Annotated in this window: 23 protein-coding genes and 1 pseudogene; 10 read left to right on the forward strand and 14 right to left on the reverse strand. The window is 72.5% G+C overall.

What is annotated here, in order from left to right:
* The first annotated feature begins 31 nt into the window (after nucleotides 1-31).
* Nucleotides 32-313 (forward strand): WhiB family transcriptional regulator, encoded by a 282-nt coding sequence (locus ACWG52_RS37315; RefSeq protein ID WP_389806407.1) that lies wholly within the window; start codon nucleotides 32-34, stop codon nucleotides 311-313.
* Nucleotides 314-378: 65 nt separating this feature from the next.
* Here ACWG52_RS37315 and ACWG52_RS37320 read toward each other — a convergent pair whose 3' ends face one another.
* Nucleotides 379-1,458, reverse strand: a complete 1,080-nt coding sequence (locus tag ACWG52_RS37320) for a PI-PLC domain-containing protein (protein WP_453127212.1) — start codon at nucleotides 1,456-1,458, stop codon at nucleotides 379-381.
* A gap of 186 nt (nucleotides 1,459-1,644) precedes the next feature.
* Between ACWG52_RS37320 and ACWG52_RS37325 the strand changes: the two genes are divergently transcribed.
* Nucleotides 1,645-3,258 carry an alpha/beta fold hydrolase gene (locus ACWG52_RS37325; RefSeq protein WP_389806404.1) on the forward strand — a complete coding sequence of 538 codons (1,614 nt, stop codon included), beginning with the start codon at nucleotides 1,645-1,647 and terminating at the stop codon, nucleotides 3,256-3,258.
* Between the two features lie 17 nt (nucleotides 3,259-3,275).
* Here the strand turns inward: ACWG52_RS37325 and ACWG52_RS37330 are convergent, their stop codons facing one another.
* Complete coding sequence (locus ACWG52_RS37330) at nucleotides 3,276-4,310, reverse strand: medium chain dehydrogenase/reductase family protein (protein WP_453127215.1); 1,035 nt, start codon at nucleotides 4,308-4,310, stop codon at nucleotides 3,276-3,278.
* A gap of 178 nt (nucleotides 4,311-4,488) precedes the next feature.
* Between ACWG52_RS37330 and ACWG52_RS37335 the strand changes: the two genes are divergently transcribed.
* Nucleotides 4,489-5,172, forward strand: coding sequence for a TetR/AcrR family transcriptional regulator (locus ACWG52_RS37335; RefSeq protein WP_453127217.1), 684 nt, complete (start codon nucleotides 4,489-4,491; stop codon nucleotides 5,170-5,172).
* Nucleotides 5,173-5,264: 92 nt separating this feature from the next.
* Here ACWG52_RS37335 and ACWG52_RS37340 read toward each other — a convergent pair whose 3' ends face one another.
* A complete protein-coding gene (locus tag ACWG52_RS37340; protein WP_389806398.1) occupies nucleotides 5,265-6,836 on the reverse strand; it encodes a mucoidy inhibitor MuiA family protein in 1,572 nt (523 codons plus the stop codon).
* Between the two features lie 8 nt (nucleotides 6,837-6,844).
* Complete coding sequence (locus ACWG52_RS37345; protein WP_390137760.1) at nucleotides 6,845-8,977, reverse strand: DUF4139 domain-containing protein; 2,133 nt, start codon at nucleotides 8,975-8,977, stop codon at nucleotides 6,845-6,847.
* 104 nt (nucleotides 8,978-9,081) lie between these two features.
* Between ACWG52_RS37345 and ACWG52_RS37350 the strand changes: the two genes are divergently transcribed.
* Nucleotides 9,082-9,441 carry an MmcQ/YjbR family DNA-binding protein gene (locus ACWG52_RS37350; RefSeq protein WP_389806394.1) on the forward strand — a complete coding sequence of 120 codons (360 nt, stop codon included), beginning with the start codon at nucleotides 9,082-9,084 and terminating at the stop codon, nucleotides 9,439-9,441.
* Nucleotides 9,442-9,551: 110 nt separating this feature from the next.
* A complete protein-coding gene (locus ACWG52_RS37355; RefSeq protein WP_453127220.1) occupies nucleotides 9,552-11,702 on the forward strand; it encodes a SpoIIE family protein phosphatase in 2,151 nt (716 codons plus the stop codon).
* 42 nt (nucleotides 11,703-11,744) lie between these two features.
* On the opposite strand, the gene ACWG52_RS37360 is transcribed toward ACWG52_RS37355, so the two are convergent.
* Nucleotides 11,745-12,764, reverse strand: a complete 1,020-nt coding sequence (locus ACWG52_RS37360; RefSeq protein ID WP_453127222.1) for an NADP-dependent oxidoreductase — start codon at nucleotides 12,762-12,764, stop codon at nucleotides 11,745-11,747.
* Between ACWG52_RS37360 and ACWG52_RS37365 the strand changes: the two genes are divergently transcribed.
* Nucleotides 12,718-13,323: a hypothetical protein gene (locus ACWG52_RS37365; protein WP_389806390.1), complete on the forward strand. Its 606-nt coding sequence runs from the start codon at nucleotides 12,718-12,720 to the stop codon at nucleotides 13,321-13,323. The genes ACWG52_RS37360 and ACWG52_RS37365 overlap by 47 nt on opposite strands.
* 24 nt (nucleotides 13,324-13,347) lie before the next feature.
* Here ACWG52_RS37365 and ACWG52_RS37370 read toward each other — a convergent pair whose 3' ends face one another.
* On the reverse strand, nucleotides 13,348-13,896 hold the full coding sequence (locus ACWG52_RS37370) for a DUF4262 domain-containing protein (protein ID WP_390167372.1): 549 nt from the start codon (nucleotides 13,894-13,896) through the stop codon (nucleotides 13,348-13,350).
* A 259-nt stretch (nucleotides 13,897-14,155) separates the two neighbouring features.
* Here ACWG52_RS37370 and ACWG52_RS37375 point away from each other — a divergent pair, with 259 nt between their 5' ends.
* From ACWG52_RS37375 to ACWG52_RS37385, 3 genes and pseudogenes are all read left to right on the forward strand, one after another.
* On the forward strand, nucleotides 14,156-14,695 hold the full coding sequence (locus tag ACWG52_RS37375; protein WP_389806386.1) for a hypothetical protein: 540 nt from the start codon (nucleotides 14,156-14,158) through the stop codon (nucleotides 14,693-14,695).
* A gap of 202 nt (nucleotides 14,696-14,897) precedes the next feature.
* Nucleotides 14,898-15,296, forward strand: a complete 399-nt coding sequence (locus ACWG52_RS37380; protein ID WP_389806384.1) for a contact-dependent growth inhibition system immunity protein — start codon at nucleotides 14,898-14,900, stop codon at nucleotides 15,294-15,296.
* 119 nt (nucleotides 15,297-15,415) lie between these two features.
* Nucleotides 15,416-15,883: pseudogene (locus ACWG52_RS37385) on the forward strand (DoxX family protein); the annotation flags it as partial.
* Nucleotides 15,884-16,063: 180 nt separating this feature from the next.
* Here ACWG52_RS37385 and ACWG52_RS37390 read toward each other — a convergent pair.
* The 4 genes from ACWG52_RS37390 to ACWG52_RS37405 form a co-directional block, all read right to left on the reverse strand.
* Nucleotides 16,064-16,609, reverse strand: a complete 546-nt coding sequence (locus ACWG52_RS37390; protein ID WP_389806382.1) for a hypothetical protein — start codon at nucleotides 16,607-16,609, stop codon at nucleotides 16,064-16,066.
* A gap of 381 nt (nucleotides 16,610-16,990) precedes the next feature.
* On the reverse strand, nucleotides 16,991-17,989 hold the full coding sequence (locus ACWG52_RS37395) for a DUF4344 domain-containing metallopeptidase (protein ID WP_390167376.1): 999 nt from the start codon (nucleotides 17,987-17,989) through the stop codon (nucleotides 16,991-16,993).
* A 151-nt stretch (nucleotides 17,990-18,140) separates the two neighbouring features.
* On the reverse strand, nucleotides 18,141-18,362 hold the full coding sequence (locus ACWG52_RS37400) for a helix-turn-helix domain-containing protein (RefSeq protein ID WP_389806378.1): 222 nt from the start codon (nucleotides 18,360-18,362) through the stop codon (nucleotides 18,141-18,143).
* On the reverse strand, nucleotides 18,362-18,853 hold the full coding sequence (locus tag ACWG52_RS37405) for a DUF2975 domain-containing protein (protein ID WP_389806376.1): 492 nt from the start codon (nucleotides 18,851-18,853) through the stop codon (nucleotides 18,362-18,364). Before ACWG52_RS37405 ends, ACWG52_RS37400 begins: the two co-directional genes overlap by 1 nt.
* 223 nt (nucleotides 18,854-19,076) lie before the next feature.
* Between ACWG52_RS37405 and ACWG52_RS37410 the strand changes: the two genes are divergently transcribed.
* Nucleotides 19,077-20,609 (forward strand): dihydrofolate reductase family protein, encoded by a 1,533-nt coding sequence (locus tag ACWG52_RS37410; RefSeq protein WP_453127226.1) that lies wholly within the window; start codon nucleotides 19,077-19,079, stop codon nucleotides 20,607-20,609.
* Here the strand turns inward: ACWG52_RS37410 and ACWG52_RS37415 are convergent.
* The 4 genes from ACWG52_RS37415 to ACWG52_RS37430 all read right to left on the reverse strand — a co-directional run bounded on the left by ACWG52_RS37415 (nucleotide 20,604) and on the right by ACWG52_RS37430 (nucleotide 25,430).
* Complete coding sequence (locus ACWG52_RS37415; RefSeq protein ID WP_389806372.1) at nucleotides 20,604-23,279, reverse strand: ATP-binding protein; 2,676 nt, start codon at nucleotides 23,277-23,279, stop codon at nucleotides 20,604-20,606. The genes ACWG52_RS37410 and ACWG52_RS37415 overlap by 6 nt on opposite strands.
* A gap of 243 nt (nucleotides 23,280-23,522) precedes the next feature.
* On the reverse strand, nucleotides 23,523-23,879 hold the full coding sequence (locus ACWG52_RS37420; protein ID WP_390167382.1) for a hypothetical protein: 357 nt from the start codon (nucleotides 23,877-23,879) through the stop codon (nucleotides 23,523-23,525).
* A 168-nt stretch (nucleotides 23,880-24,047) separates the two neighbouring features.
* Complete coding sequence (locus ACWG52_RS37425) at nucleotides 24,048-24,287, reverse strand: hypothetical protein (RefSeq protein ID WP_389806368.1); 240 nt, start codon at nucleotides 24,285-24,287, stop codon at nucleotides 24,048-24,050.
* A 318-nt stretch (nucleotides 24,288-24,605) separates the two neighbouring features.
* Nucleotides 24,606-25,430 (reverse strand): HEAT repeat domain-containing protein, encoded by an 825-nt coding sequence (locus ACWG52_RS37430; RefSeq protein WP_389806366.1) that lies wholly within the window; start codon nucleotides 25,428-25,430, stop codon nucleotides 24,606-24,608.
* Nucleotides 25,431-25,635 lie beyond the last annotated feature (205 nt).

Here is a 25,635-nt window from a genome sequence, read left to right on the forward strand (position 1 = left end):
GAACACGAACACGGATGAGGGGAGCGGGGACATGACGAAGGTGGCACGCCTGCCGGGCCGTGCGGAACACCTGTGGGAGTGGCAGGAGGAAGCGGCGTGCCGGGCACTCGGTACGGACCGGTTCTTCCACCCGGCGGGGGAGCGTGGCGAGGAACGCGCCGCACGCGAGCAGGAGGCCAAGGAGGTCTGCGCGCTGTGCCCGGTGCGAACCGAATGCCTGAGCCACGCTCTGCGCGTGCAGGAGCCCTACGGTGTGTGGGGCGGACTGACCGAGGACGAGCGGCGGGAACTGGGCGCGCGCAAGGCGGGCTGACCGGCCGGGTGTGCCAGGCCGCGCCGTACGCGGCGGTCCACCCGGCCGGTGGGCCGACGGGCGGATCAGGGGCGGGCGTTGAGCTCCGCGACGATGGAGGCGGGCGTGTGACCGCTCCCGTCCGACAGACGGTGGAAGTCGACGGACACGAAGTTCGGATCGCGGCCCCCGGTGGCCGTCCGGCACTGCTCGGCGATGCGGTTCCGTAGCTTGCTGCCGTTGTCCAGGGCCGCCGTGAGGACGGTGGGCACATTGCGGTGGTGGCTCATCGTGAACAGGCGCCGGAACCCGGGCTCCTGACGGTCCAACGGCACGTCGGCCCAGCGGCTGACGCACGAGACGTCGTTGCCCAGGTCACCGAGGCTCCAGAAGTTGCTCACGGTCCAGGACCTGTCGTACATGACGCCCAGCTGCTCCCGGTCGGACCGGTCGGAGAAGATCAGCAGCCGCTTGCCGGAGGTGACGAGATCGGCGACCTTGGGCCAGCCGTGTTGCCGTACGCCCCACTCGTCGGCCCGGAAGAGCATGTTCTGCAGCCCGCCCACGCGGCCGAGGGACGCCTGCAGCTGGTCGGCGCCGACGTAGTCCTCCAGGAAGACGGTCACGACCTCCTGCGGGTGGGTGGCGAGGAAGTCCACCACGGTCTGCATCGTGCCGTGGAAGGTCTGGCGCGGCAGGGCGTAGGTGGCTCCGGCGAAGGTCTTGCAGTCGCCGTGGCACAGGTACACGTCGCTGGGGTAGCAGTCGCTGCCGAAGCTGATGATGCACAGCCAGGTGCTGCGTTCGTACCAGTGCGTGTCCAGACTCAGGCCGCGTACGCCGTTGTCGAGCTGGGCGCGTACGGACTCGGACTGGTTGACCGAACTCCAGCGGGAGTCCTCGTAGTTGGTGAAGGCGTTGTGGGTGGTCAGGAAGGCGACCTCGTCGAGTCGCCGGTCGCCCCAGCGGGCGGTGGCGGCGGCGCTCGCCGCGGCGCCGCCGTGGCTCGCGGTGTGTGGCGTGCTCGCGGCGGCCGTGGTCGTGGCGGGGGCTTCGGGGCGGGGTGCGGCGGCCGCCGTGGTCACCGTACCCAAGAGGGCCAGCACGAGGAGGCACACCAGGGCGCGCGACCGCGCCCGTAACCTCATGTCCATGTCAATCAACATGGCGCGGAGGATAGCGCGCGGGTCGTGGATCCGCCCCCCTGCGGACGCGTCCGGCCACGATCCGGCGGCCCGGCTCGCGCGCGCCCGCGAACAGAGGTTTGGTTGATTCATGAGCCGGTGGCGCGTACCGATGCGGCGGCGCCGGTCGCCGCACCACGCCCCCGACGTGCCGGAGGAGGGTGCAGCATGCCCGGACCTGGACCTGGACCCGCAGCTGGACCTCGACCCGCACTCCGACCGACGGTCGGTGGCCGCCGCCGCGCGGCAGCCCTCACCGTGGCGGTGGTCTGCTCCTCGATGCTCGTCGCGCCGGACCTCGCCGCGGCCCGGGCGGAGCCCTCGCCCTCGACCTCGCAGGCCGTCCCCCGGCTGGACTGGAGCCCCTGCAAACCCGGCAGCCCGTACGACTGTGCCACGGCCAAGGTGCCGCTGGACCACGCGGCTCCCGCCGGTCGCACCATCGACCTGGCCGTCGTCCGCCGCAAGGCCGCCGACCCCGCGCGACGCGCGGGCACGCTGTTCGTCAATCCCGGAGGTCCCGGCGGCCCCGGGACCGTACAGGTGCCGCAGAACTACGACTCCTTCCCCAAGGACCTGCGCGAACGGTTCGACATCGTCAGCTGGGACCCCAGGGGCATCGGCAACAGCACCGCCGTGAACTGCTTCGACACCCCCGAGGAGGCCCAGGCCTGGGGCGCGGACAAACCGGCCGGCTTCCCGGTGGGCGCCGAGGAACGCACCACCTGGATCGACGCGTACGAGGACCTGGGCCGCCGCTGCGAGAAGCGCGACCCCGACCTCCTGCGCCACGTGTCGACCGCGGACACCGCCCAGGACCTCGACCTGCTCCGCCGGGCGGTGGGCGAGCCGCAGCTCAACTACCTCGGCGTCTCCTACGGGACCATCCTGGGCGCCACCTACGCCAACCTGTTCCCCGACAAGGTCCGCGCCATGGTCCTCGACAGCAACATCGACCCGCTGGCGTGGACGAACAACGCCTCGCCGAGCGAACCGCGGACCACGACCCTCCTGCGGATGGGCTCGGACCGCACCGCGGCGGCGACCCTGGACAAGTTCCTCGACCTCTGCGGGTCGGCCACCACCACCCGGTGCGCCTTCTCGGCCGGCAGCCCGGAAGCCACCCGCGACAAGTTCGACCAGCTGATGCAGCGCCTGCGCGAGCGTCCCGTGGGCCCGTGGACGTACGCCACCACCGTTGCCAACGCCGTCAGCAGCCTCTACATCGTCCACCCCGGCTGGACCGATCTCGCCGCCCGACTCCAGGACCTCTGGCAGGGCCGGACCCCGAAGTCGCCCCAGTACCCGCCCCCGCCCCCGGTCGCGAACCCGAATCCGTACCTGGGTGAGGAACAGGCGGCGGCCGTGTGGTGCGGCGACAGTCCGAACCCGCGCGACCCGGCCGTCTACGAGGGTCTGGCGGAGGACAGTGCCCGGCGCGCCGGCGACGCCGGACGGTACTGGACCTGGTCCGGTGAGCCGTGCGCCACCTGGCCGGCACGCGCCGCCAACCTGTACGACGGCCCGTGGAACAAGCCCACGGCGAACCCCGTCCTGGTGGTCGGTACCACCTACGACCCCTCGACCCCCCACTCGGACGCCCAGGCCATGGCCGAGGAGCTGGCCGACGCCCGGCTGCTCACCAACAACGGGTACGGCCACACCGCGCTCTTCAACAACTCCAGTACCTGCATCAACAACTTCGAGAGCCGCTACTTCATCGACGGCACGCTCCCGCCGCCCGGAACGGTCTGCCCACCGGACCGGCAGCCCTTCTCCTGACGTGCCCGCCGGCCGGGTCACGGGACGAGGACGACCTTCCCGGCGACCGTGCCGGACTCGGCGAGCCGCATCGCCTCGGCGGCGCGGGCCAGCGGGATCTCGGCCGCGACCTTGGCGGTGATCTCGCCGTGCTGCAGGGCCGTGAACACCTGGGTGAGGTCGGAGCGCAGACGGGCCCGGAAGCGGTCCTTGGCGTAGGCGCGACCGGCCCACACGTTGAAGAAGTACGCGCGGCGGCCGTTGGGCAGCGCGTTCCACACCCACACCCGGCCCAGCAGCTTGAGCACCGGCCACGATCCGGAACCCTCGTCGTCGCGGGTGGCCGCGCTGCCGTACGAGACGAGCGTGCCGCCGGGGGCCAGGAGCCGCCAGGAATCGACGATCCCGTCGCCGCCCACGTGGTCGAACACCGCGTCCACCCCGCCGGGCGCGAGGGCTCGTACCCGTGCGGCGACGTTCCCGGAGCGGTAGTCGACCGGGGTCACGCCGAGAGCGCGCAGCGCGTCGTGGTGGCGGGTGGAGGCCGTGCCGATCACCTGGGCGCCCGCGGCCAGCGCCAACTGGACCAGGATCGAGCCGACCCCGCCGTTCGCACCGTGGACCAGGACGGTCCCGCCGGCACGCACCCGGGCCTTGCGGTGGAGCATCTGCCAGGCGGTGATGCCGTTGACGACCGCGGTCTCCGCGTCCACCGGGCTGACGCCGTCGGGTACCTCGACCACGTCGGCGGCGGTGAGCGCGACGTGGCTCGCCCAGCCTCCGGTCTTCGTCAGGGCGGCGACGCGCTTGCCGAGCAGCGCCGTGCCGACGCCCTCGCCGACGGCCAGCACCGTGCCGACCAGGTCGTATCCGGGAACGAAGGGGAAGGGCGGCTGGTCGTAGTACCGGCCGCGCCGCATCTGCTGCTCGGCGAAGGAGACCCCCGTGGCCTCCATGGCGACGACGACCCCGCCGGCCGCCGGAGTCGGGACGGGACCACGGTGGAACTGCAGGCCCTCCGGTTCGACCTTGCCCGGCAGGACGACCTCGACCCGCTCGACGGTGTTCGTCATGATGACCTCCACTGAGTCGGTTTCTGCCTCTCGTGTTCGTTAGAAGCTGTAACAAGAGTGAAGGTCGATCTCGCACATGTCAAGGCAGGGCTTCTCGTTTCGCGAGTAGCTGTGTCGATGGTGATAGCCTCTCACTCTCCTGGTGGTGAAGAGGGAGCGGCGAGAGGTGGAAGCGGGCATGACGGGCAGCACGAAGACCCCCCGGGAGCGGTACCGGCAGCAGGTGCGTGAGGAGGTCAAGGAGAAGGCCTGGCAGCAGATCGCGGGTTCCGGAGCCTCCGCACTCTCCCTCAACGCGATCGCCAAGCAGATGGGCATGAGCGGACCGGCGCTGTACCGGTACTTCGCCAACCGCGACGAGCTCATCACCGAACTCATCCGCGACGCCTACCGCAGCCTCGCCGACGCCTTCATCACCGCCTCCGCCTCCGCCTCCGCCTCCGCCTCCGACGATGGCGCGGGGGGAGCGGACCTCGCCCGGCTGGCGCACGTGCTGCGCCGCTGGGCCGTGGCGGACCCGCACCGCTACTTCCTCATCTACGGCACCCCGGTGCCCGGCTACCACGCACCGGCGGACATCACCGCGATCGCCTCGGAACTGATGTCCGTCCTGCTGGACGCCTGCGCCGCCCCGGCCGCGGAGCCGCACGCCTTCGAGGACCACCTGGCCACCCACCGCGCATGGGCCGAAAGCCACCCCGACGCCCCACCGGCGGCGCTGCGCCAGGCCCTGGCTTTCTGGAGCCGCCTGCACGGCGTCCTGTCCCTGGAACTGGCGGGCCACTTCACGGGCATGGGCCTGGACCCGGCCCTGCTCTTCCAGGCGGAGGTGGACGCCCTCACCGGCGGCCCGACCACCTGACCGTCATCCCGCGCGGAACGTGCCCGCCGGAGCCGAGGTCCCGAGGCGGCGCCCGGAGCGGACGGCGGTCCGTGGTCAGGGTCGCGGCCGCCTCAGAGTCCGGTGACCTTGGAGCTCGCCGACAACTCGTAGACCAGGGTCACCGTCCGCCGGCCACCCGGCGCGAGCGGCACGTCCCAGCGGGCGATGCCCTCGGAATCGACCGCGTCCGGCGCCGGCGAACAGGCCTCCTTGCGCAGGCGCACCTCCACCGCCGCGACCTCCGAGACCGGGATCCGCTCCCGGACGACGACCACGCGTTCGCCCTGCTCCCCGGGGGCGGAGAACCGGGACAGGTGCAGCCGGACCGTGCGGGTGATCACCGTGCGCTGGGTGAATCCGGCCGAGTCACGGGACTCCTCGGCGTACCGGACCACCCGGTGGTCGTCGCAGCTGCCGAAGGCCAGCTCGACCGCGGCCCCCGGGGCGGTGAAGTCCACCGTGCCGCGCCCGCTGAACCCGCTCCCGCGGACCAGATCCACAGGACCGGCCAGCAGGGCGTGACCGGACCGGTTCTCGAAGGACACCACCCGGGTGACCAGCGGGGACAGCTCGGGGGAGCAGGCGTACTCGCTCCGCGCGGGCGTGGTGAAGGCGGACAGCGGCACCCGGTGGGCGCGCCCGTCCCCGCGTACGGAGACCGGTACGGGGGAGTGCAGCACCCGCGCCTCGCCCCCGTCGTCCACCCCGGGCAGGCCGAGCACCCGCGCCGCCGGACCGAGGTCCCCGATCTCCTCCTCGCGCAGTTCCACGTCGACCGTGCGGCGCTCCGCCGCCGTGCGGTCACCCAGCGTCAGCCGGTCCTCGCCCAGCCGCGGCGGCTCGGTGGCCAGCGCCGACCGGGCCGTCGAGAGGGTCAGTCGTACGTCCGACCAGTCCTCGCCGGTGCGCTGCCAGACCATCGCGTCCGTCTCCAGCGTCAGCGCGTCCCCGTCCAGTACGGCCCGGTAGGCGGGACGCCACAACGCGCACGGGACGAGGTGGCTCAGACGCAGCCGGACCGGACCGGCGGTGGCGCTGTCCACGGTCAGCTCGATGTGACCGACCAGCTCGGCGGGCTCGGTCTCCGAGCGGTCCAAGGCCTGCCGGGTCTCTCCGAGTTCGACGGCGAGGTCGGCCGACCGGGCGTCCACCGCCCGCAGCCGCTCGCCGTACGTATCGCGCTCGGCGTCCACCCGGTCCATCTCGCGGGCCCAGCGGGGCCCGTCGGACTCCCCGGAGCCGGCGCCCTCGCCGATCTCCCGCAGCAGATCGGCGGCGAGCCGGCCGAGCAGGTCGAGCCGGGCGTGCAGCCGATCGCGCCGCTGCCCCAGGGCGATCTGCTCCTCCTCGATGACGCGCACGCGCCGGCGCAGGGCGGAGTCCTCGTCGGCGGACGGCAGCGGTCCGCGCGGCTCCCAGGTACGGACGACGCGTACGTCGAGCACGGTGGCCGGGTGTTCGGCGGCCAGCTCGGCGTGCAGGGTGCGGTCGACGGCCAGCGCGCTGACCGGACCGAGCCGCAGCCGCTGGACACCCGCCGCCAGGTCCAGTACGGCGGTGCGCTCGATGTGGGCGCGGTCCTCCAGGCAGGTGACGGCGGTGACGGGAAGGGCGATCGGCTTCGGGGCCGTGGGCGTGGACATGGTGGCTGTCAGCTCCTGCGGTTGCCGCCGACCACGGCCTTGCCGGCCGGGATGCGGATCTCGTAGCCGCCGTCGAGGGCGGTGGTTCCCCCGGCGGGCAGGTCCACCCGCCAGACGCGGGTGCCCGGGGCGTGGTGTTCCGGGCCGGTGCCGGCCTCGGGCGTCGTCCAGTCGGCGCGTTCCTCGATCCGCACGTCCGGATCGGAGCTGACGGGCACCCGCTCGTGGACCTCGACGGTGACCGGCCCGGCCAGCCGGTTGGCCAGCTCCACGTGGACCTGGTGGTCGAGCACGGTGGTGTTGTTGCGCAGGCCCGACGTCGACTCGCGCAGGTTCGTACGACGGGTGACCCGGACCCCCTCGGCCGGCCCGAGCCCCACCCGGCGGACTCCGCCGGGGGCGAGCGTGGGCAGGGCCGCGGTCAGCAGGAAGTCCTCACCGACGGTGACCTCCACCGGGCCGGCCAGCAGCGCCTGGTCGGTGGCGTTGGAGAGCACCAGCGTCGCGTACACGGTCTGCTCCACGGAGGGCACGCAGACGTACTCGGTGCGCAGACCGACCGGGATCTCCCCGACGGTGACGGTGTGCCAGGTGCCGTCCGACGGAATGTCGGCGCGGGCGGCGGCGTCGAAGCGGTGGTCGAAGGAACCCGCCGACTCGCGGGGCCGCACGGCATGCCCGGGCAGCGCCAGCCCGCCCACCGCCTCGGCCCGGCGGCGGTGCTCGGCCGCCACCGGGTCGGCGGGGGAGTCGGCGAACAACCGGCCCCTACGATCGCCGGGCTCGTCGGGGCCGCACAGCACGAGGGCGGCGTAGTCGAGCTCGGCGCCGCTCGGCTGCGGCGGACCGGCCACCGGTTCCGGCGACGGAGCGGAGGCGGGCGCCGGGGGAGCGATCCCACCGGGGGCCGCGGGCGCCGGGGGAGCGGGCGCCCCGCCGAAGCCCATGCCACCGCCCCGCGCCCTGCCGGCCCCCCGCGGGCGGGCCGGCTGCGCGAGAGCGGGCAGCGCGCCGCCGATGCCGTCCGGGGCCGCGCCGTACACGCCACCGGGCACCGGAGGCGCCCCGTAACCCTGCGGTGCGGGCGCGGCAGCGGCGGCCGGGGCCGGTGGTGGCGGAGGGGGCGGCGGCGGTACGGGACCGGGCGCGGAGCCGACCCTGAGGGCGGGAGGTACGACGGTCGGGGCCGGGCGGCGAGAGCCGGCCGCCTGGTAGCCGGTGAACAGGTCGGCGAGACCTGCCGGAGGCTCGCGCCAGCCGGACGGCGCGGGTGCGGGCTGTCGGCGACCGATCCGGACCGAACGGAGCTTCGGCAGGTCCGTGCGGCGCCGCAGGTCGGCGGTGGCCAGGGCGATGCGCACGCCGGTCCAGTCCTCGCCGGTGCGCTGGGCGACCGAGGCGCGCAGCACGAGGCGCCCGTCGCCCTCGCCCTGACGGTGCGTGAGCCGGTAGGTCGGAACCCAGACGGCTCCCGGAACCCCGTACTCCAACTCCAGCTCGACCTCTCCACCGTCCTCGCCATCACCCTCCGCGTCCCCCGCGGTGTCCAGGGTCAGGAGAGCGGAGACCGTGGTCCGCACATGAGCCGGCGGGGCGTCGGTGGAGGCGCGGGCGAGCCGGTCGGCGGCGACGCCGAGGTCGTGCTCGACGAGGCGCAGCGCGTCCTCCAACTCGACGAGGCGGGCGTGCAGCCCCGTCAGCCGGGTCTCGGTGAAGTCGGCGAGCTCCAGCCACGCGTCCACCGGGGTACGGCGGTGCGGAGCCTCCGGGTCAGGGGCCGGGGGCACCGGCCGCAAGGCCCTGACCTCGTCGATCAGCGCCCGTTGCCGGTCGCGGCGGCCCTGCGCCGCCGCGTACGCGTCGCGGAGGCGTTCGACCTCACGCCGCAAGGTGTCGGGTGCGCCGGCGCCGCGCGGCTCGGCCTCGACCTCCACCCGGGCCTCGGTCACCCGCACCCCGGGGGCGCCCAGCACCCGCGCCCGCAGCGAGCCCGGGTCCAGCGAACGGGGCAGCCCCGTCACGCGTACCCGCCCGTCCGCCGGCACGCTGCCCCGGACCAGCCGGCGGCAGACCGCGCCCCGCGCGTACACCACGACCGAATCGAGGGTCGAACTCCACCGCTGTGCTGTCTCCGCCGTCATCTACCCCGCCCCCCGTTGCGTTCGTGCCGACCGAAGCCTACGCCCGACCGGAGCGCCCGACGGTGTGGAGTCCCGATGTCGGTGGGCTGTCGTACGGTCAGGGGGTGTGTACGTCCGACGAAGTCCGTGAGATCGCCCTGGCCCTCCCGCAGACGACCGAGAAGGAAGCCTGGGCCATGCCCACCTTCCGGGTCGCCGGGAAGATGTTCCTGACCCTGCCCGACGACGAGACGTCGCTGGCCGTCCGCTGCCCGAAGGAGGAACGCGACGAGCTGGTCCGCGCCGAGCCCGAGAAGTTCTGGGTCGCCGACCACGAAGCGTCCTTCGCCTGGGTGAGGGCACGCCTGGCGGCCCTCGACGACACCGACGAGCTCCGCGCCATCGTCGTCGATTCCTGGCGGCAGGCCGCGCCGCCCGCACTGCTCAAGGACCACCCCGACCTCGGGCCCGAAGACCCCTCCTGAAGCGCTGAGCGGGGCCGCCACGGGCGCTCACGGGCTCGATCCGGCTCGTGCGGGCTCGCCGGGACGGTCGGGTACCGACGGGAGGCGGGATATGGAGAGACCATGGTCAGGTGCGAAACGTTCCGGGGCGTGGTCAGAAGGCCGACCGGCGTGCGCTGAGAGAGGCACTGGTCGAGGCCTGCGCCGACGCGGGAGCGTCCATCGGCATGCTCTACCTGCCCGACCCCGACCCCACCCGGCGCGTCCTGCACCTGGCCTTGGCCTCCGGGCTCTCCCGCGAATTCGCCGCACCCTGGTCGCGGGTCGGTCTGGACGACCCGATCCCGGTGGCCGACGCGGTCCGTGAGGGCCGGCTCGTCTGGCTCGGCGGCCAGGAGGACACGGCCCGCCGCTATCCGCGCCTCGGGCTCGTCCTCCCGTACGACTTCGCGCTCGCCGCGGTCCCCCTCGGCGAGGAGGCCGCCGACCGGGCCCGCGAGCCCACGGGGGCCGGGCTGGTGTTCCTGTGGCCGGGCTCGCACGGGCCCGACCTCGACGAGCGGGAACGCAAGGCCCTGGAATCGGCCCGCAGCCTCCTGACGCGCGTCCTGGCGCGAGCCGCCGGCGAAGGCAGGCCGCTGCGGCCGACACCGCATCCGATCGTCCTGCGGCCGCTCCCGGCACCCACACCGGGCCCGGCCGAGGCGGCGGCCACCATGGCCTTCGTCCGGCGCCTGCCCGGAGGCAACTGCGCACTCGACCTGAACGGCACCATCACCTTCATCACCCCGGAGGCGGCCGACCTGCTCGGCGCGCCCGTCTCCGACCTGCTCGGAGCCCTGCCCTGGGAGGCCCTGCCCTGGATGGACACCCCCGCCATCGAGAACCACTACCGGGCCACCGCGATGAGCCGACTGTCCCGGAGCTTCATCGCCGAACGCCCCACCGGACAGCGGCTGTGTTTCGACCTCTACCCGGACAACACCGGCATCAGCGTCCGCATCACCACGGTGAGCGACCGGCCGCCCGCAGGGACCCACGTCCCGCCGGCGGACCCCGACCAGCACGCACCCAGCCGCGCCACCGCGCTCTACCCGCTCATGCTGCTGGCCGCCACCCTCACCGAGGCCGCCCACGCGCAGGACGTCGTGGAGAAGGCCGCGGACCAGATCGTCCCCTCGATGGGAGCCCACGCCCTGGCCCTCCTGGCCGAGCAGGACGGGCGGGTACGGATCGTCGGCCACCGCGGCTACTCCGCCGCACACCTGGCGGAGCTCGACGGCACCCCCGTCTCGGCCGACACCGCCATCACCCACATCCTGCGCACGGCGACCCCCCTGTTCTTCGGCGATGTGGGCGAGCTGCTGGTCGCCCACCCCGACGCGGTGGTCGAGGACGGCATGGCCGCCTGGGCGTTCCTGCCCCTGATCGCCTCCAACCGGCCCATCGGCTCCCTCGTCCTCGCCTACGGACACCCCCGCGTCTTCGCCCCCGGCGAGCGTGCCGTCCTCACCTCGATCGCCGGGCTCATCGCGCAGGCCCTGGACCGGGCCCGCCTCTACGACGCCACCCACCAGCTCGCCCGCAGCCTGCAGACCGGCCTCCTGCCCCACACCCTGCCCCGCGTCCCCCGCCTCGACGTCGCCGCCCGCTACCTGCCCGCCGCGTACGGTCTCGAGATCGGTGGCGACTTCTACGACCTCATCCGGATCGACGACACCACCGTCGCGGCCGCCATCGGCGACGTCCAGGGCCACAACGTCAACGCCGCCGCCCTCATGGGGCAGGTCCGCACCGCCGTCCACGCGGGCGCCGGGGCACCCCCGGAAGAGGTCCTCGCCCGCACCAACCGGCTCGTGACGGACCTCGAACCCGGGCTGTTCACCAGCTGCCTGTACGCCCACATCGACCTCGCCGGTCACACCGTCCGCCTGGCCTCCGCCGGTCACCCGCCGCCCTTGCTGCGCCACCCCGGCGGGGCGACCGAGATGCTGAACCTGCCGGCCGGGCTCCTCCTGGGCATCGAACCCGGGACCGTGTACACGGCCGTCGAGATCCCCTTCGGCCCCGGAGCCCTGCTCGCCTTCTTCACCGACGGGCTCGTCGAAGCCCCCGGCCGGGACATCGAGGACGCCATCGACGCGGTCGCGGCCCGGATCCGCGCCGCCGCCGAGCACCGGCCGCTCGGCGACCTGGCGGACGAACTCATCGAGCACGCCCACCGCGACGGCCCCCGCCGCGACGACATCGCCCTGCTGCTCCTGCGCGCCGCGGGCCCGTGACGGGAGGACGCGGGGGTCACGGACGGCCCGGGGCGGCGGTGTTCAGCGGGCGGTGTCCAGACGGACCAGCATCTTGCCGGTGTTGGCGCCGCTCAGCACCCCGAGGAAGGCCTCGGCCGCCCGCTCGATGCCGTCGACGACGGTCTCCTCCGTCCTCAGGGTCCCGTCGGCCAGCCGGGCCGCCGCCTTGCCGATCCACTCGGGGAACAGGTCGAAGTGGCTGGAGACCAGCATCCCCCGCAGGGTCACCTCGTCGGCCGCTGCCCGGAAAAGGTTGTCGGGGCCCGGGGCCGGCCGCGTGGCGTTGTAGCCGCTGATCGCACCGACCATGGCGATCCGCCCACCGGGGCGGATCGCGCCGATGGCCGCCTGGAGGTGGTCGCCGCCGACGGCGTCGAGGTAGACGTCGATGCCCTCGGGGGCGGCCGCCGCCAGCTGACCGGGGAGATCGCCCCGGCGGTGGTCCACGGCGGCGTCGTAGCCGAACACGTCCAGCAGCTTCTTCGTCTTCTCCGGGCCACCGGCCGAACCGATGACCCGGGAGGCGCCCAACTGCCGTGCCAGTTGCCCGGCGACGCTGCCCACGGCCCCGGCCGCCGCGGAGACGAAGACGACATCGCCCTCCTTCACCGGGGCGGTCCGGGTGAGCGCCGCGTACGCGGTCAGGCCCGTGGTGCCCAGCACGCCGAGGTAGTCGGACGGTGAGGCGATCGAGGTGTCGACGACGGTGGCCGCGCCGGCGTCCAGCACCGCGTACTCCCGCCAGCCGAGGAAGTGCGAGACGGTCGCCCCGACCGGCACGGACGCGGAGCGGGAGGCGACCACCTCGCCGACCGCGCCGCCGTCGAGGGCGGTGCCGAGGGCGAACGGCGGGATGTAGGAGGGGGCGTCGTCCATCCGGCCCCGCATGTACGGGTCCACCGACATCCAGGTGTTGCGGACCAGGATCTGGCCCTCGCCGGGCTCCGGGAGCCGGGTGGTGACGAGCTGGAAGTTCTCGGGACCGGGGGTACCGGTGGGGCGGGAGGCGAGGCGGATCTCACGGGAGACGGGGGACACCATACGGGCCGCGGAGCTCCACGAGCAGGCGCACCGGCCGGCTCTGCAGTTCGCGGAGATCGGCCTGGCCCTCGGGGCCCGGCGGGCGGGCGACCTGGACGAGGCCGAGGCCCGGCTGCTGCCGTGGCTCGACTGGAACCGCAGGCTCGGGGTGGACATCGGGGTCGCGCTGATCCTGGCGCAGCTGGGGTACGTGGCCGAATTGCGCGGCGACGCCCCACTGGCCCGGACCCTGCATCGGGACGGGCTCGCGGCTGCCCGCCGGTCGGGTGACCCGCGCGCCCTCGCCCTGGCCTTCGAGGGGCTCGCGGGCGCCGGCTCCGCGGCCGCCGGCCCGGGTGACGGGGCCACCGCCGCGGCGGAATCGCTCGGTACCGCCGCCGAACTGCGGGAGTCCCTCGGTAGCCCGCTGCCCGCGGCGGAACGGCAGGACGTGGACCGGGCGACGGCCCGCCTGCGGGCGCGCCTGGGTGACGAGGCCTTCGCCACCGCGTTCGCGCGCGGCCGCGCCCTGTCCCCGCGGGCGCGGGCGGCCGAGCTGATCGAGTGCCCCGGTTCCTGAGCGTGAGCGACGTGCCGTGCTCCGTCAGAGTTCGACGGTCCAGATCCCTACCGGGTGGTCGGCCGGGGGAAGCCACAGTCGGGGCTGCGACTCCCGGTGGTCCTCGTGGGCCCGCTCCTCCCAGTGGAAGTGCCCGTCCGTGTCGGGCCAGGCGACCTGCAGGAAGGGGAGCGGGGGCCGCCGATAGAAACCGATGGCCCGGCCGAAGAAGGTTCGGCACCAGCGCAGGTCGACGCTCCGGAGTCGGACCGGCCCGCCGTTCACCACGCCCTCGTGTTCCTGGCCGTCCTCCGGCGTGGTGCCGGCGGCCGCCAGGTCACCGAGGGCGTTGAGCACCCGGTGCATCTCGTGGACATCACGCCCGAACATGCACAGTTCCGGGACGCCGTGGGTGTGGGCAAGACCGATCGTGTAGGCGAAGCCGGGTCCGATCTCGTCCTCGGGGACCATGACCACGTGCCAACCGTGGCGTCGTACGTTGCCGATGACGGCCTCTTCCATCCGGTCAGCCTCGGCGCGGTCGCCGTAGTCGTGACAGAGGATGCAGCGGCATGCGAAAGGGTCACGGAGCATGCGGCGAGGTTACGGGGGCCGGTGGAGGCGCGGCACGGTAGGGGCGGTGCAGGGGTGGGGAACGGTCGGGGTGGGCGGCCAGGGGCGGGCGGCCAGAGGCAGGGGACGGTCGGTATTTTCAGCCATTTCTTGGCATGGCCCTGACAGTCTCCTGACACTTCGAGGCGCCTGTGGGACTCTCCCGGCACGCACTCCGCACACTCTGTGAGGCCCCACGCCTCGCCCACCCCCACCAGTACGTGGCATGGAGGAGCGAACCATGAGGCACGTCACGCACGGCATCCGCACCCCCCGTATCTCACGCCTCGCCGGTATCGCGACGCTGGTCGTCGCGGCGGCATTCACCGGCACCGGCACCGCCCTCGCGCACACCGCAGGCGCCTCGGCCGTCGACCAGAAGGTCGACGGCGTGATGGTGGTCGCCGGCAACAGCTGTAGCTGGACCAACGGGAGCACCAGTGCGGTTCCCCCGAACGCCCTCACCGTCGACCGCACCACGATCAACGCGCCGGGCGGCAATCTGGCCTGCGGTGGCGGCATCGCCGCCACGCTCAACAACAACCCCGCCTTCACCTTCGACGAGGCCGCCGGAACGGCGCGCACCGATCTGATCGACATCACGGGCAGGCAGAGCTTCATCTCCTGTCGCTACAAGGCGACGGGCATCGTGTGGGACCGCAACACGACGACCGGGAAGTACGTCAACCGGGCCTTCACCGCCTCCAAGACCTCGGGCAGCTTCCTGTGCCCGGGATCGGTCACCACCCCGGCCGGTGACGCGTCCATGCTGTTCCACTGAGCGCGAGGCCGGCTCCAGGTCGGTCGGGACCATTCCCGGTCCGGCCCGGAGCCGGCTGCCACGCGCGAGCGGTCGGGTAAGGCCGCTCCGGCCGTCCGCCTCGTGCGCCCGTCCGCTTCCTTCGCTTCCTTCGCTCCCTTCGCCATGACCGCCCACGTGACCGGGGACGACGAGGCCGGCGTCCAGCTGTGAGGATGAGCGCATGAGCCGTCTCCTCCACCTGGACCGCACCCTCGACGAGGTCGACGGACCGCCTTGGCCGCCGCCGCCCTCGCCGACCACCAGCCTGGTCGCGAAGGTCCACGCCCTGCGCCGCCGGCGCCTCGGCGACCTCACCCCGGCCGACCTGCGCACGCTGATCACCCAGAACGTGGGCCTTTCCTACGTACTGCCCCTCGCGGTCCGCCTGCTCCTCGAAGAACCCATGCTGGACTCGTACTTCTACCCCGGGGACCTGCTGCTCGCCGTCCTGGGCCGGCCCGAATCGGTCTGGGTGCTCCTCCCGGGCCTACGGGAGGAGCTGATGGCTGTCGTCCAGGGACTGTCGGAGGAGGAACTGGCCGAACTCGGGACGTACGAGCCGGCGGTGCGGTGGGGCTGAGCGGCCCGGTTCGACGCCGTTCGGTCTCCGCCCCGCCGGGGAGTTCAGGCACATCGCCGCGCGCGAAAAGCGATCCCCGACCGGTCGAACCGGATGGCGGGAGTCCTCGTGTGAGGGGCATGAACACGCCTTCCGTCGGCCTCCGCGCGAGAGCCTCCGAGTACGCACTCCTGCCACTGCGCCTCTTCCTCGGCGCCACCTTCGTCTACGCCGGTGTGGACAAGCTGACCGATCCGGCCTTCCTGTCCGCCAGCGGCGACGGCTCGATCGGCCAGCAGATGGAAGCGGTACGGGACGCCGCGGGCATACCCGCGCTGATCGACGTCTCCCTGACCCAGCCGGTGGCCTTCGGCATGGCGATCGCCCTCGGCGAGCTGGCCGTCGGGCTCGGCGCCCTGGCCGGCCTGCTGACCCGGATCGCCGCCCTCGGCGGTGCGCTGATCTCCCTCAGCCTGTGGCTGACCATGAGCTGGTCGACCACCCCGTACTACTTCGGCGCGGACGTGATCTACCTGCTGGCCTGGACCCCGCTGATCCTGGGCGGCGCGCCGGTCCTGTCCCTCGACGCCCTGCTCCACCGGCGGCGCGGTTCCGCCGGCCGGGCACCCGCCGACTCCGGCGCGACCGTGACGCCCGTCGGATCCCGCGCGGCCGCCCGGCGTGGGCGGACCCGGGCGCGGGCCCGGGTCAGTCCGTGACGGCGGCCGGAACGACAGAGCCCCCGCTCCATCGGTTCAGGAGAGGGGGCTCCGCGTGATCACGAGCGGTCAGAGGGCGCTCTTCGACGCGTTGTCGACGACGCATTCCTTGTACTCGCTGCCGTCGCCCTTGCCGGTGTACGGCGCGGTGGCCTCGGCCTGCTTCGAGGCACCCGCCTTGACCGTGAGAGCGGAGACCTTGGCCTGGGTGGGGGTCGCCGCCGAGGTGGCGTTCCCGCGGAACTTCATGCTGATGTTGTAGGTGTAGTCCACCGAGCCGCTGTTGGTGACGGTGATCTTGGCGACGAGGTTCTTGCCCGACGCGTCCATCTTGCACGCGTCGATCCTGATGTCGCGCTCGGCCTTGTTGTTGCCGGATCCGCCGGTGACCGACGGGCTGCCCGTGCTGCTGCCGGTGGTGCCGGTACTGCCGCTCGTGCTGTCGCTGTCGTGGCTGCCACCGGTGGAGCTGCTGGAACCCCCCGAACCACTGGAGCTCGACCCGGAACTGTGGCTGCTGCCCCCGCAGCTGCCGCCGTGGGAGCCACGGGCTCCGGTGAGTGCGAAGATTGCGATGCCGAAGACGGCTACCGCGCGGACATGGCGAAGCTTCACGTCAACCCCGTTGAAATGTCAGTATGTGAGAGGCCCGACTTGATGGGCGCATGACACCTTAACAGCGGATGGCCGCACCTTGATCCACCTGGCCGATGCCCGGTCCGCGTGTCGCGACATGCGGAACGGCATCCCGTCTCGGGCTGCGGCTCCTTGGGCAGGACTCCAATCCGACGCCTCTTCGTGTGCACCGTACGGACCTCCACGGCCGTGTCGTCGGAGGTGTCGGTATCCGAGACGTCGATCGGCCCGGACGAAATCCCTTACGGGGAGAGCCTCTTGGCGCTCGCGGGCGGAAGTCACGCCATGGATCGGTTGCATTCGTACACGAACCTCGGCGAGCCAAGGGTTCGCCATCGAGCCGGTGAGGCCCTCAACAGGTCACTGACTCTTGCGGATCTCGCCGATCCGCTGCGCCAGTGCGTTCGTCTCCGCGATCAGACGCGCGTGCGCCTTCTTCTGCTCCTCGTCACCGCGAGCCTTGAACGGCCCGCTGAAGTGGGGGCGGAGCTGGGTCCACCAGCCGTAGTCGAGCATCGCCCATGCCTGCGGGCACAGCGGGGCGCGCGTCTTGGGCAGGTCGCCGCTGTCGACCAGGGACCGCTGGTACTTCTTCGGGTCGCTCCCGTACAGGTAGCACAGGAAGTTGTAGGCGCGTTGCTGGGTGATGGGGTGGTCGCTCGACAACCTCTCCAGAGTCGGCACGCCCTCCTTGCGGGCGATCTCGTCGAAGAGGATCGCGGCGGCGAGCGACGGGCCCGGCCCGACCTGGTTCACGGTGTAGAAGGAGGCGTAGCCGTCGGCAGCGTCCTCTTCGAGGCCGAGATTGGCCAGGAGGAGCTGGCGTTGCAGGGCGTGGCCCATCTCGTGGCCGAAGACGAACTCCGTCGAGAGCACGGTCAGGTCGTCGGTGTTGTATTCGGACGCGGGAAACTGGGCAGGGCGTTCGACGGTCTTCACGACGTCCGCCAAGGCCTTCTCGATCTCCGCCAGGAACGGCGGCGGGATGAAGATCGTCCTGCCGTCGGGCTGGGTCACGGCGTCGGTGACACCCTCCGGCACGGCGGCGGTGACCTTCACGACCATGTCGTGCGGCAGGGTGAGGGATCGGTTCACCCAGTCGGCCGACCGTTCCAATACGCGGGAGTTCCGGATCAGCGCCACGACCTCCCGGTCGTCCGGTGCGATCGTCGCGGTCTCGTAGACGACGGTGACCCTGCCGGAGCGGGCCGCCTGGGGGCGGGGCCCCGCTCCGGGCCCCTGTCCGGTGTCGTGGGCCTCGCCGGCGCAGCCGGTCATGACGGTCCCGGCCAGGACCAGTACGCCGGACAGGGCGGCGTGCGCCTTCTTCCGGCAGGCGGCGGTGGCGGTGTTCGGCATCCTCGGTCGGCTCCCGTCGGGTGTTCCCGCACCGATCCTCCGGCCGTCCGGCGGCGGCTGCTCGTCGAGCCGCCCGTTCGGGGGACCCCCGAGGGCGCCGGAGCGCCGTAGCCCGGCCCCGGCGCCGCGCGTCACGACCGCCCGGCGCCTGTCACTCGCCCGGGGCGTCGTCGTCCTCCCAGCGCAGCAGGTCGCCCGGCTGGCACTCCAGCACTTCGCAGAGCGCGGCGAGCGTCGCGAAGCGCACCGCCTTGGCGCGGCCGTTCTTGAGCACGGCCAGATTGGCGGGTGTGATCCCCACCCGGTCCGCGAGCTCGCCCACGGACATCTTCCGCCTGGCCAGCATCACGTCGATGTCGACGGCGATCGGCATCAGATGACCTCGTCCAACTCGGCCCGCATCCGCGTGGCTTCGACGTCGCGTGCGACGGCCTGGGTGAGCAGCATCCGCAACACGAGCACGATGAGCGCCACCCCCAGGATGGCCACGCCGATCCCACCCATGATGACGGTGACACCCGGATCTTCCCGCTGCCCCGGTGAGTTGATGGCCGTGACCACGAACCACAGCAGGGAAATCGCCACGATCGCGCCGATCACCACGTCCACGTAGCGGAAGGCCGTGTGGGAGAACACCGTTCCGCGTCGCACCATCGTCACCAGTCGCCATACGCAGACCAGGGCGGCCTGGGCCGCCACCATGCCCAGGACGACGATCACCCGGAGCGGGGTCAGCGGGAGCGACCCGTCCTCCGGGTCGTTCCCACTGATCAACGTCCACACCATGCCCACCTGGACGAACACGGTGCCGCCGAGCACCACCGCGAGCACGGCACGCAACGCATGCACTGCCAGCTTTCCCATGACCCACCCTTCCATCGATTTACGATCGGAATCTATCGAGTTTCGATAGGTGAGGCAAGGGGGTCGCGCGGAGGGGCGACCGGCCTCGGCGCCTCGGCGGTCGGCCACGTTACGTCGCGATGACCGATGCCTGGCGCAGGGAGTCCTCCGTAGCGTCGGTGACGTCACCAGGCAGCAAAGCAAGCAGCAAGCACCAAGCAGCAAGCGAACGAAAGCAGGGCGTGTGCGTAAGCTCACCTACTACGTCGGCACCACCCTCGACGGGTTCATCGCGGGCCCTGACGGCCAGTTCGACTTCTTCCCCTTCGAGGGCGACCTCGCCGCCGCGCTGCTGGCGGAGTACCCGGAGACGATCCCGGCCCAAGGCCGGGAGCCGCTGGGTCTCGACGGGGTCGCCAACAAGCGGTTCGACACGGTCCTGATGGGTCGTGCCACCTACGAGTCCGGTCTCGCGGCCGGTGTCACCAACCCCTACCCGCACCTCAAGCAGTACGTCTTCTCCCGCACACCGGCCCAGCTCGACCCCGCCGTGGAGGTCCTCGCCACGGACCCGGTGGCCTTCGTCCGCGACCTCAAGAAGCAGGACGGGGCGGGCATCTGGCTCTGCGGCGGGGCGAATCTGGCCGGGCAGCTGCTGGAGGAGATCGACGAGTTGATCATCAAGCGCTACCCGGTCGTCATCGGCTCCGGCAAACCCCTCTTCGACGCGCCGTTCCACCCGGACGGCTTCAAGCTCACCGACTCCCGGGTCTTCAACACCGGCGCAGCCATCACCACCTACGCGAAGGAGACGATCATCCCGACACCGATCCGCCCCACCACCGAGGCCGACCTCGACCGCGTCACCGCCGTGACGGTCGACGAACCCGTCGGCTGGATCCCTGCCGACCGGTACCTCCAGGAACTCGACGAGGGCATGTACCGGCCGGAGTGGACCTGGATCGCCGAGCGGGACGGCCGAGTGATCGCCCGGGCCCTGTGGTGGGGCCGGGCGACCAGCGAGCACCCGATCGCGCTGGACTGCCTGCACGTCGACCCCTCCGTCGCCGACCGGGCGGCGCTCGGGGCCGAGCTGATCAGCGCGGGCCTGCGGGCCTTCGCCGAGCAGGGCGCGACCAAGCCCCCGCTCTACAACCTGACCCTGCCGAACGGCTGGCGCGAGGACCCGGCCACGGCCGCGGCCGCCGACTGGCGGCGGGACGCCGCGCTGGCGGCCGGACTGACCGACGTGGTCGAGCGTCTGCGCCTGGAATGGACACCCGAGGCCGGGCTCCCCGCCTCCAGCGGCCGCCTCGTCTTCACCGAGGGCACGGACGAGGAGTTCCTGGACGTCTTCCGACGCATCGCGGTGGGCAGCCTGGACGGGGAGACCCGCCGGAACCTGGTGGCGATGGGCGCGGAAGCCACCGCCCGCGAGGAGGTGGACTTCTACCTCAGCTGCCCGGGAGAACGCTCGTGGTGGCGCATCGCCCGCACCCACGACGGCCAGGTCGCCGGGCTGGCCCTGCCCTCCGCGACGCCGTACAACCGTAACGTCGGCTACCTCGGCGTCGTCCCCGAGCTGCGCGGACAGGGATACGTCGACGACGTACTCGCCGAGATCACCCGGGTGCAGGTGGAGGCCGGGGCCGAGCTGATCACCGCCACGACCGACACCGACAACGCGCCGATGGCCGCCGCCTTCGCCCGGGCCGGCTATCGAACCGCCCAGACCAGGCTGATCTGGTCCGCGCCGGAGCCGAGTCCCGCCTCATGACGCCAACAGGTCGGCGAGTTCGGTGCGGGACCTGACGCCCAGCTTCGGGAAGGCGCGATAGAGGTGGTGCCCGACCGTGCGCGGGCTCAGGAAAAGCCGCGCTCCGATCTCCCGGTTGCTGGCACCGGCCGCCGCCAGTCGAACCACCTCGCGCTCCTGCGGGCTCAGCACACTGATCGGCCCGTCCTCGCGCTCCGTCAGGCCGGTCTCCCCACCCGCGGCGCCGAGCTCCGTCCGGGCCCGGTCGGCCCAGGGCCGGGCATCCAGCCGTTCGAAACCGTCGAGAGCGGCGCGCAACTGCTCCCGGGCGTCGATGTGGCGGCGCAGGCGGCGCAGCCACTCCCCGTACAGCAGCGCCGTACGCGCCCGGTCGTACGCGCTGCCGCCCTCGTGCAGGGCCAGCGCCGCGACGAACCGCTCCTCCGCCTCGCCGTCCGGTCCGGTCAGCGCCTGGCAACGGCGGGCGGACGCGGCGAGGCCGGTCCGTCCCAGCGCGGTCGCCCACTCCCCGAGCGACCGGGCCGCGTCCGTCGCCCGCTCCGGGCGGCCGGCCCGTACCGCGGCCTCGACCAGATCGGGCAGCAGGGGCAGGCGGAGCAGAGGGTGCGTCACCTCCCCGCAGGCCGCCTCCAACTGCTCCAGAGCCGCCTCCGCCCGGCCCAGGCCGAGTGCGAGCAGGCCCCGTGCCCACAGGGCGTCCGCCGTCCCCCGCCCCACCCCGCGCGGGAGCGTGTACGCCAGCGCCTCGTCGGTCAGGGTACGGACCCGTTCCTCCTCGCCCCTGACGGCGGCCGGCATCGCCAGAGCGGCCCGTAGGTGGGCGGCCCGGTGGGCCAGGTCGTAGTACTCCGCCAGCTGGAGCGCCTCGACGGCCCGTGCCGAGGCCTCGTCATGGTGGCCCAGCGACAGCTCCGTCTGCACCAGCAGATGCAGCGCGGTGGGCAGCCAACCACTGACACCCTGGTCGCGGCAGTGCGCGACGACGCCCACGGCGGCCTCCCGGGCTGCCGCGTGCTCACCCGTCAACTGCAGGTAGATCCCCGTCATCAGGCGGTCCATCACGCCCTCGGCCGGCGTGTCCACGAGCGTACGGACCGCCTCCAGCGCGCCGGGCACGTCACCACCGAACAACCCGGCCGGTACGGCCAGCACCGGTAGGGCGGGGGAGCGGAGCGCGATCTCCTCGATCAGCGAGGCGTCCCCGGCGGAGAACGCCGCGTGGACCGCGTCCGCCAGCAGCGAGCCCGTCATGTCCGGGCGCTCGACGCCCGTCAGGTCCGCGCTGTCGACCAGGATCCGGGCCGCCCTCTCCGGCCTGCGATAGCCCAGCTCCACCACGGCCCGGGCGCGCGCGAAGCTCGCCGCCACGCCGGGATCCTCCAGCGGCAGCGGCACCTGGTCGGCCAGCGCAGCGCACCGCTCGTCCTGTCCGGCATCGGCGGCCCGCTGCGCCGCCGACACCAGCCGTCGCGCCCGCACCCGCGGATCCGCGGTGAGCTGGGCGGCACGCTCGTACGCGGCGGACGCGGACGCCATCGCCTGCCGACTGTCGGCCCACTCGGCGACCCGCTCCAATTCCTCGGCGACCCCCTCGTCGGGGCCCGTCGAGGCGGCGGCCAGATGCCAGGCCCGTCGGTGGGCCTGGCCGGCCTCGCCGAGCGCCTCGGCCAGGGCCCGGTGCGCGGCGATCCGCCGGGCGAGCGGGGCGCCCTGGTAGGCGGCGTACCGGACCAGCGGGTGCCGAAACCGCAGCGCTTGCCCGGACAGCAGGAGGAACCCGGCGCGCTCGGCCGGCTCCAGGTCCTCGACCGCGGAGCCGAGCCGGCCCGCGGCACGCAACACCACGGTGAGGTCCCCGGTGTCGTCGGCGGCGGCCACCAGCAGCACCACCTGAGCGGCCTCGGGCAGCCGCCGGAGTTGTTCCAGGAACCCGTCCTGGAGCCGGACCGGCAGTCCGGCGGCCGCGTCGGGCAGCGCGGACGGGCCCAGCCGGCCGGCGCGTTGGGCCGGAGCGAGGGCGGCGGACAACTCGATCAGGGCCAGGGGGTTGCCCCGGGCCTCCTCGATGACGCGGTCCGCGACGTACGGCGGCAGACCTGGCACCAACGCGGCGGCATCCTCCCGGTCCAGGCCTTCGACCAGCAGTGGGGGCAGCCCCTTCACGGCGGCACCGGGAGCTCCGTCGCGGACGGCGAAGAGCATCACCACGCCCTCCGCCCGCAACCGGCGCGCCGCGAAGGTCAGCATGTCCACCGACGGCTGGTCGAGCCACTGCGCATCGTCGACCAGGCACAGCAGCGGGCCGTCCGCCGCGGCCTCCGCAAGGAGCGTGAGAACCGCGAGCCCGACGTTGAAACGATCCCGCACACGGTCACTGCTGAGGCCGAACACCGAACGCAGAGCGGCCGCTTGGGGCTCCGGCAACGCGTCGACCAGGTCCATCACCGGCAGGAAGAGTTGGTGCAGACCGCCGAAGGCCATCTCCATCTCCGACTCGATGCCCTCGACCCGCAACACCCGCGCACCGTGCGCCTGCCCGGCCGCGTGGTCGAGCAGCGCGGTCTTCCCGATGCCGGCCTCTCCGTGCAGCAGCAGGACACCACTCGTCCCCTGGCGGGCGTCCGCGAGCAACTGCTCGATCCGCTCCCGCTCCGTGTACCGCCCCCGCACGACCTACCCCGTCCCGCCCTCGTGTACCGACCACCCCGCCGGGGCCCGGCGGGCCACGCGACAGCCTCCGGAGACTATCCCGACGATCATCACCCCACCCGCACCAGGGCCACCCCGTCGGCCCCTGACCAGCTTCGACACCGCGGGAAGACCCGCCTGACGGCGTCCGCGGGAGCGGGCGGCACGGCCGAGACCCCTGCCCGGTCTCGGCAGGGGTTGGTCGGTGGTGTGCGTGGGGGTGGGTTACGCCTTGGGTGCCGGGGCGGGCGCGGGCGCGGGCGCCGGTGCCGGGGCGGGGGCCGGGGCGGGCTTGTCGGTCTTGTGTTCGCAGTAGACCTTGCCTTGGTAGAACTTGCAGCCGGGCATGTTCTCGACGTCGCGGACCTTGTTCTTGCCGTTCTGGTGCTTCTGGTTCTTCTTGCTCTTGTTCTTGCCCTTGTCGTCGGTGTGTCGCTTGTTGTCCCGGTGGTCCTGCGTGGTCGTGCCCGCGGTGGTGGCCGTGGCGGCGAAGGCGCTGGTGGGGATCAGTACGCCACCTCCGACGATCGTGGCGGAGACGGCGATCATCGCGAAACGCTGCTTGCGGGAGGTGCGGACCATCGGAATGACTCCTTGTGCGGGGCGGGGGAGAGGGGTTCGGTTTCCCGAGAAAGTCGGGCGATATGCCTGTTTTGTTCTCTGGTTAAAAGACTGACCCGGGACCTTCATGAAGCTGTCCGTCGACTGTCACAGGCGCGTGACGGGCCCCATCCCTGCTCAGGCCGGCGTTTATGCGGCGGTGGCCCACCTGCGGGCCCTGGCCTGCCGACGCAACTCCGCCCAGGTGCCGCGCGCGCCGCCGGACTCCGCCCAGTGGGGGTGGGTGTGGAGTCGACAGGACAGGGTGATCAGGCGCCGTCGCAGTGGCGTGGCGCCGACTCCCGCGGGCACCTTCGCCAGTGCTGTGTAGGTATCGAGCCACGCCGCCTGGAGTGCGACCAGGTCGTCGGGGAAGCGGAAGGGTTCCATCCATCTAATGAAACATGTGTTCGAATATCTGTGCGAGTCTTCTCCGGTCGGGACGGGCTGCCGAGTGTGGCTGAGCATCGCAGTCGGTGGATGAGGGCTTGAGCCGGCGGGGCTGTGCGCCGTGAGGCCGAGTCCTGGGCCGACGCCATGTCGTATGCCCTTGTCCAGCAGTACGGGCGTTGGACCGTGGGGTGGCGCTGGTCGCACGACGAGGGGGATTTCGACGGTGGACCGATAGGAAACTGGTGCTGTCCAAGGAATCTGATCCTGCACTCGATACGGATCCCGACTCCTGCCCAGGCCCGCTCCCCGTGATCCTCAGCTGCGGAGGGTGCGCTGACGGGCCTCGGCCGCATGGTCGCGAACGTACGGGTCGGCATCTGCGGCCAGCTGGTCGAGCACGGCCGAGGTCGCGAGGTCTGTGGGCTCCGAGGCGGGAAAGCGGCCCAAGGCGATCGCGACCCAGGCACGGACACGGGCGTCGTCGTCGTTCGCGAGCAAGCGGATCTTCCGCAGGGTTCTGGGTTGCTGAAGGAAGCCGAGGGAGCTGAGGACGGAGATGCGCACGTGCGGGGAAGGATCGTCCAGCAGGTGCAACAGCAGGTCGACGGCCGCCGGTTCTGTCTTGTGACTGCCGAGCGTGCCCACGACCGCGCTGCGGATTTCTTCGTCGGAGTCCTTCGCGGCGTGGGCCAGCAGGTCGAGATCAGCGGGTTCGGGGACGAAGCCGAGCAGCCAGATCGCCGCCTTGCGAAGGTCCTCATCGGCCCCAACGGCGCACGGCAGGAGGATTTCGCGCGCGGCAGTCGGGTCCTCCTGTGCGAGTTCATGGATCGTCGTCGAGAGAGAGTCCTGGTCGTCACCCAGATCGCGGGAGAAGGCCCGTAGCAGGGCCGCCAGTGACGTGCGGCCGGCGGTCTCGGCCAGAATCCGGGCGAGCACATGACGGGCGTACCAGTTGCCCGCTTCCACGGCGGCTGCGAGATGCCGTTCCAGGTAAGGAATCAGCTCCCGCCGCCGGGCGGCCACGAGCTCCTCTTCGATGTCTGCAAGGTCGTCGAGGTCGCAGTCCGGATCCATGAGTCCGGCCGCCAGCTCATCAAGGCGCAGGGTGAGATCCTCCGCTGCCCGTCGGTCTTCCAACCGGTCCTCCTCGTGTCGTTCAGACCGCCCCGAGCCCGCCGCTACGGGTCTCCCCGCTCGCGCTGCAGGCTCACGGAACGGATTATCCGACAGGCCTCTGACAACGGAGTTCGGTGCAGCCGGCTCACTCTGTCCGGACTGTTCGGGGACGACGCCATCGCGTTCCGCGGAGATGCCGATGATTACCGAGCGGACCGGATCTGCG

The organism is Streptomyces sp. CLCI03 (assembly GCF_053615355.1).

What these genes read in the sequence shown, in the direction of transcription:
- ACWG52_RS37380 (WP_389806384.1), top strand. Translation starts at nt 14,898, where the DNA reads ATGAGCCGTCTCCTCCACCTGGACCGCACCCTCGACGAGGTCGACGGA.
- ACWG52_RS37400 (WP_389806378.1), bottom strand. Translation starts at nt 18,362, where the DNA reads ATGCCGATCGCCGTCGACATCGACGTGATGCTGGCCAGGCGGAAGATG.
- ACWG52_RS37330 (WP_453127215.1), bottom strand. Translation starts at nt 4,310, where the DNA reads ATGACGAACACCGTCGAGCGGGTCGAGGTCGTCCTGCCGGGCAAGGTC.
- ACWG52_RS37405 (WP_389806376.1), bottom strand. Translation starts at nt 18,853, where the DNA reads ATGGGAAAGCTGGCAGTGCATGCGTTGCGTGCCGTGCTCGCGGTGGTG.
- ACWG52_RS37345 (WP_390137760.1), bottom strand. Translation starts at nt 8,977, where the DNA reads ATGACGGCGGAGACAGCACAGCGGTGGAGTTCGACCCTCGATTCGGTC.
- ACWG52_RS37360 (WP_453127222.1), bottom strand. Translation starts at nt 12,764, where the DNA reads ATGGTGTCCCCCGTCTCCCGTGAGATCCGCCTCGCCTCCCGCCCCACC.
- ACWG52_RS37395 (WP_390167376.1), bottom strand. Translation starts at nt 17,989, where the DNA reads ATGCCGAACACCGCCACCGCCGCCTGCCGGAAGAAGGCGCACGCCGCC.
- ACWG52_RS37315 (WP_389806407.1), top strand. Translation starts at nt 32, where the DNA reads ATGACGAAGGTGGCACGCCTGCCGGGCCGTGCGGAACACCTGTGGGAG.
- ACWG52_RS37420 (WP_390167382.1), bottom strand. Translation starts at nt 23,879, where the DNA reads ATGGTCCGCACCTCCCGCAAGCAGCGTTTCGCGATGATCGCCGTCTCC.
- ACWG52_RS37425 (WP_389806368.1), bottom strand. Translation starts at nt 24,287, where the DNA reads ATGGAACCCTTCCGCTTCCCCGACGACCTGGTCGCACTCCAGGCGGCG.
- ACWG52_RS37325 (WP_389806404.1), top strand. Translation starts at nt 1,645, where the DNA reads ATGCCCGGACCTGGACCTGGACCCGCAGCTGGACCTCGACCCGCACTC.
- ACWG52_RS37335 (WP_453127217.1), top strand. Translation starts at nt 4,489, where the DNA reads ATGACGGGCAGCACGAAGACCCCCCGGGAGCGGTACCGGCAGCAGGTG.
- ACWG52_RS37320 (WP_453127212.1), bottom strand. Translation starts at nt 1,458, where the DNA reads ATGTTGATTGACATGGACATGAGGTTACGGGCGCGGTCGCGCGCCCTG.
- ACWG52_RS37340 (WP_389806398.1), bottom strand. Translation starts at nt 6,836, where the DNA reads ATGTCCACGCCCACGGCCCCGAAGCCGATCGCCCTTCCCGTCACCGCC.
- ACWG52_RS37370 (WP_390167372.1), bottom strand. Translation starts at nt 13,896, where the DNA reads ATGCTCCGTGACCCTTTCGCATGCCGCTGCATCCTCTGTCACGACTAC.
- ACWG52_RS37375 (WP_389806386.1), top strand. Translation starts at nt 14,156, where the DNA reads ATGAGGCACGTCACGCACGGCATCCGCACCCCCCGTATCTCACGCCTC.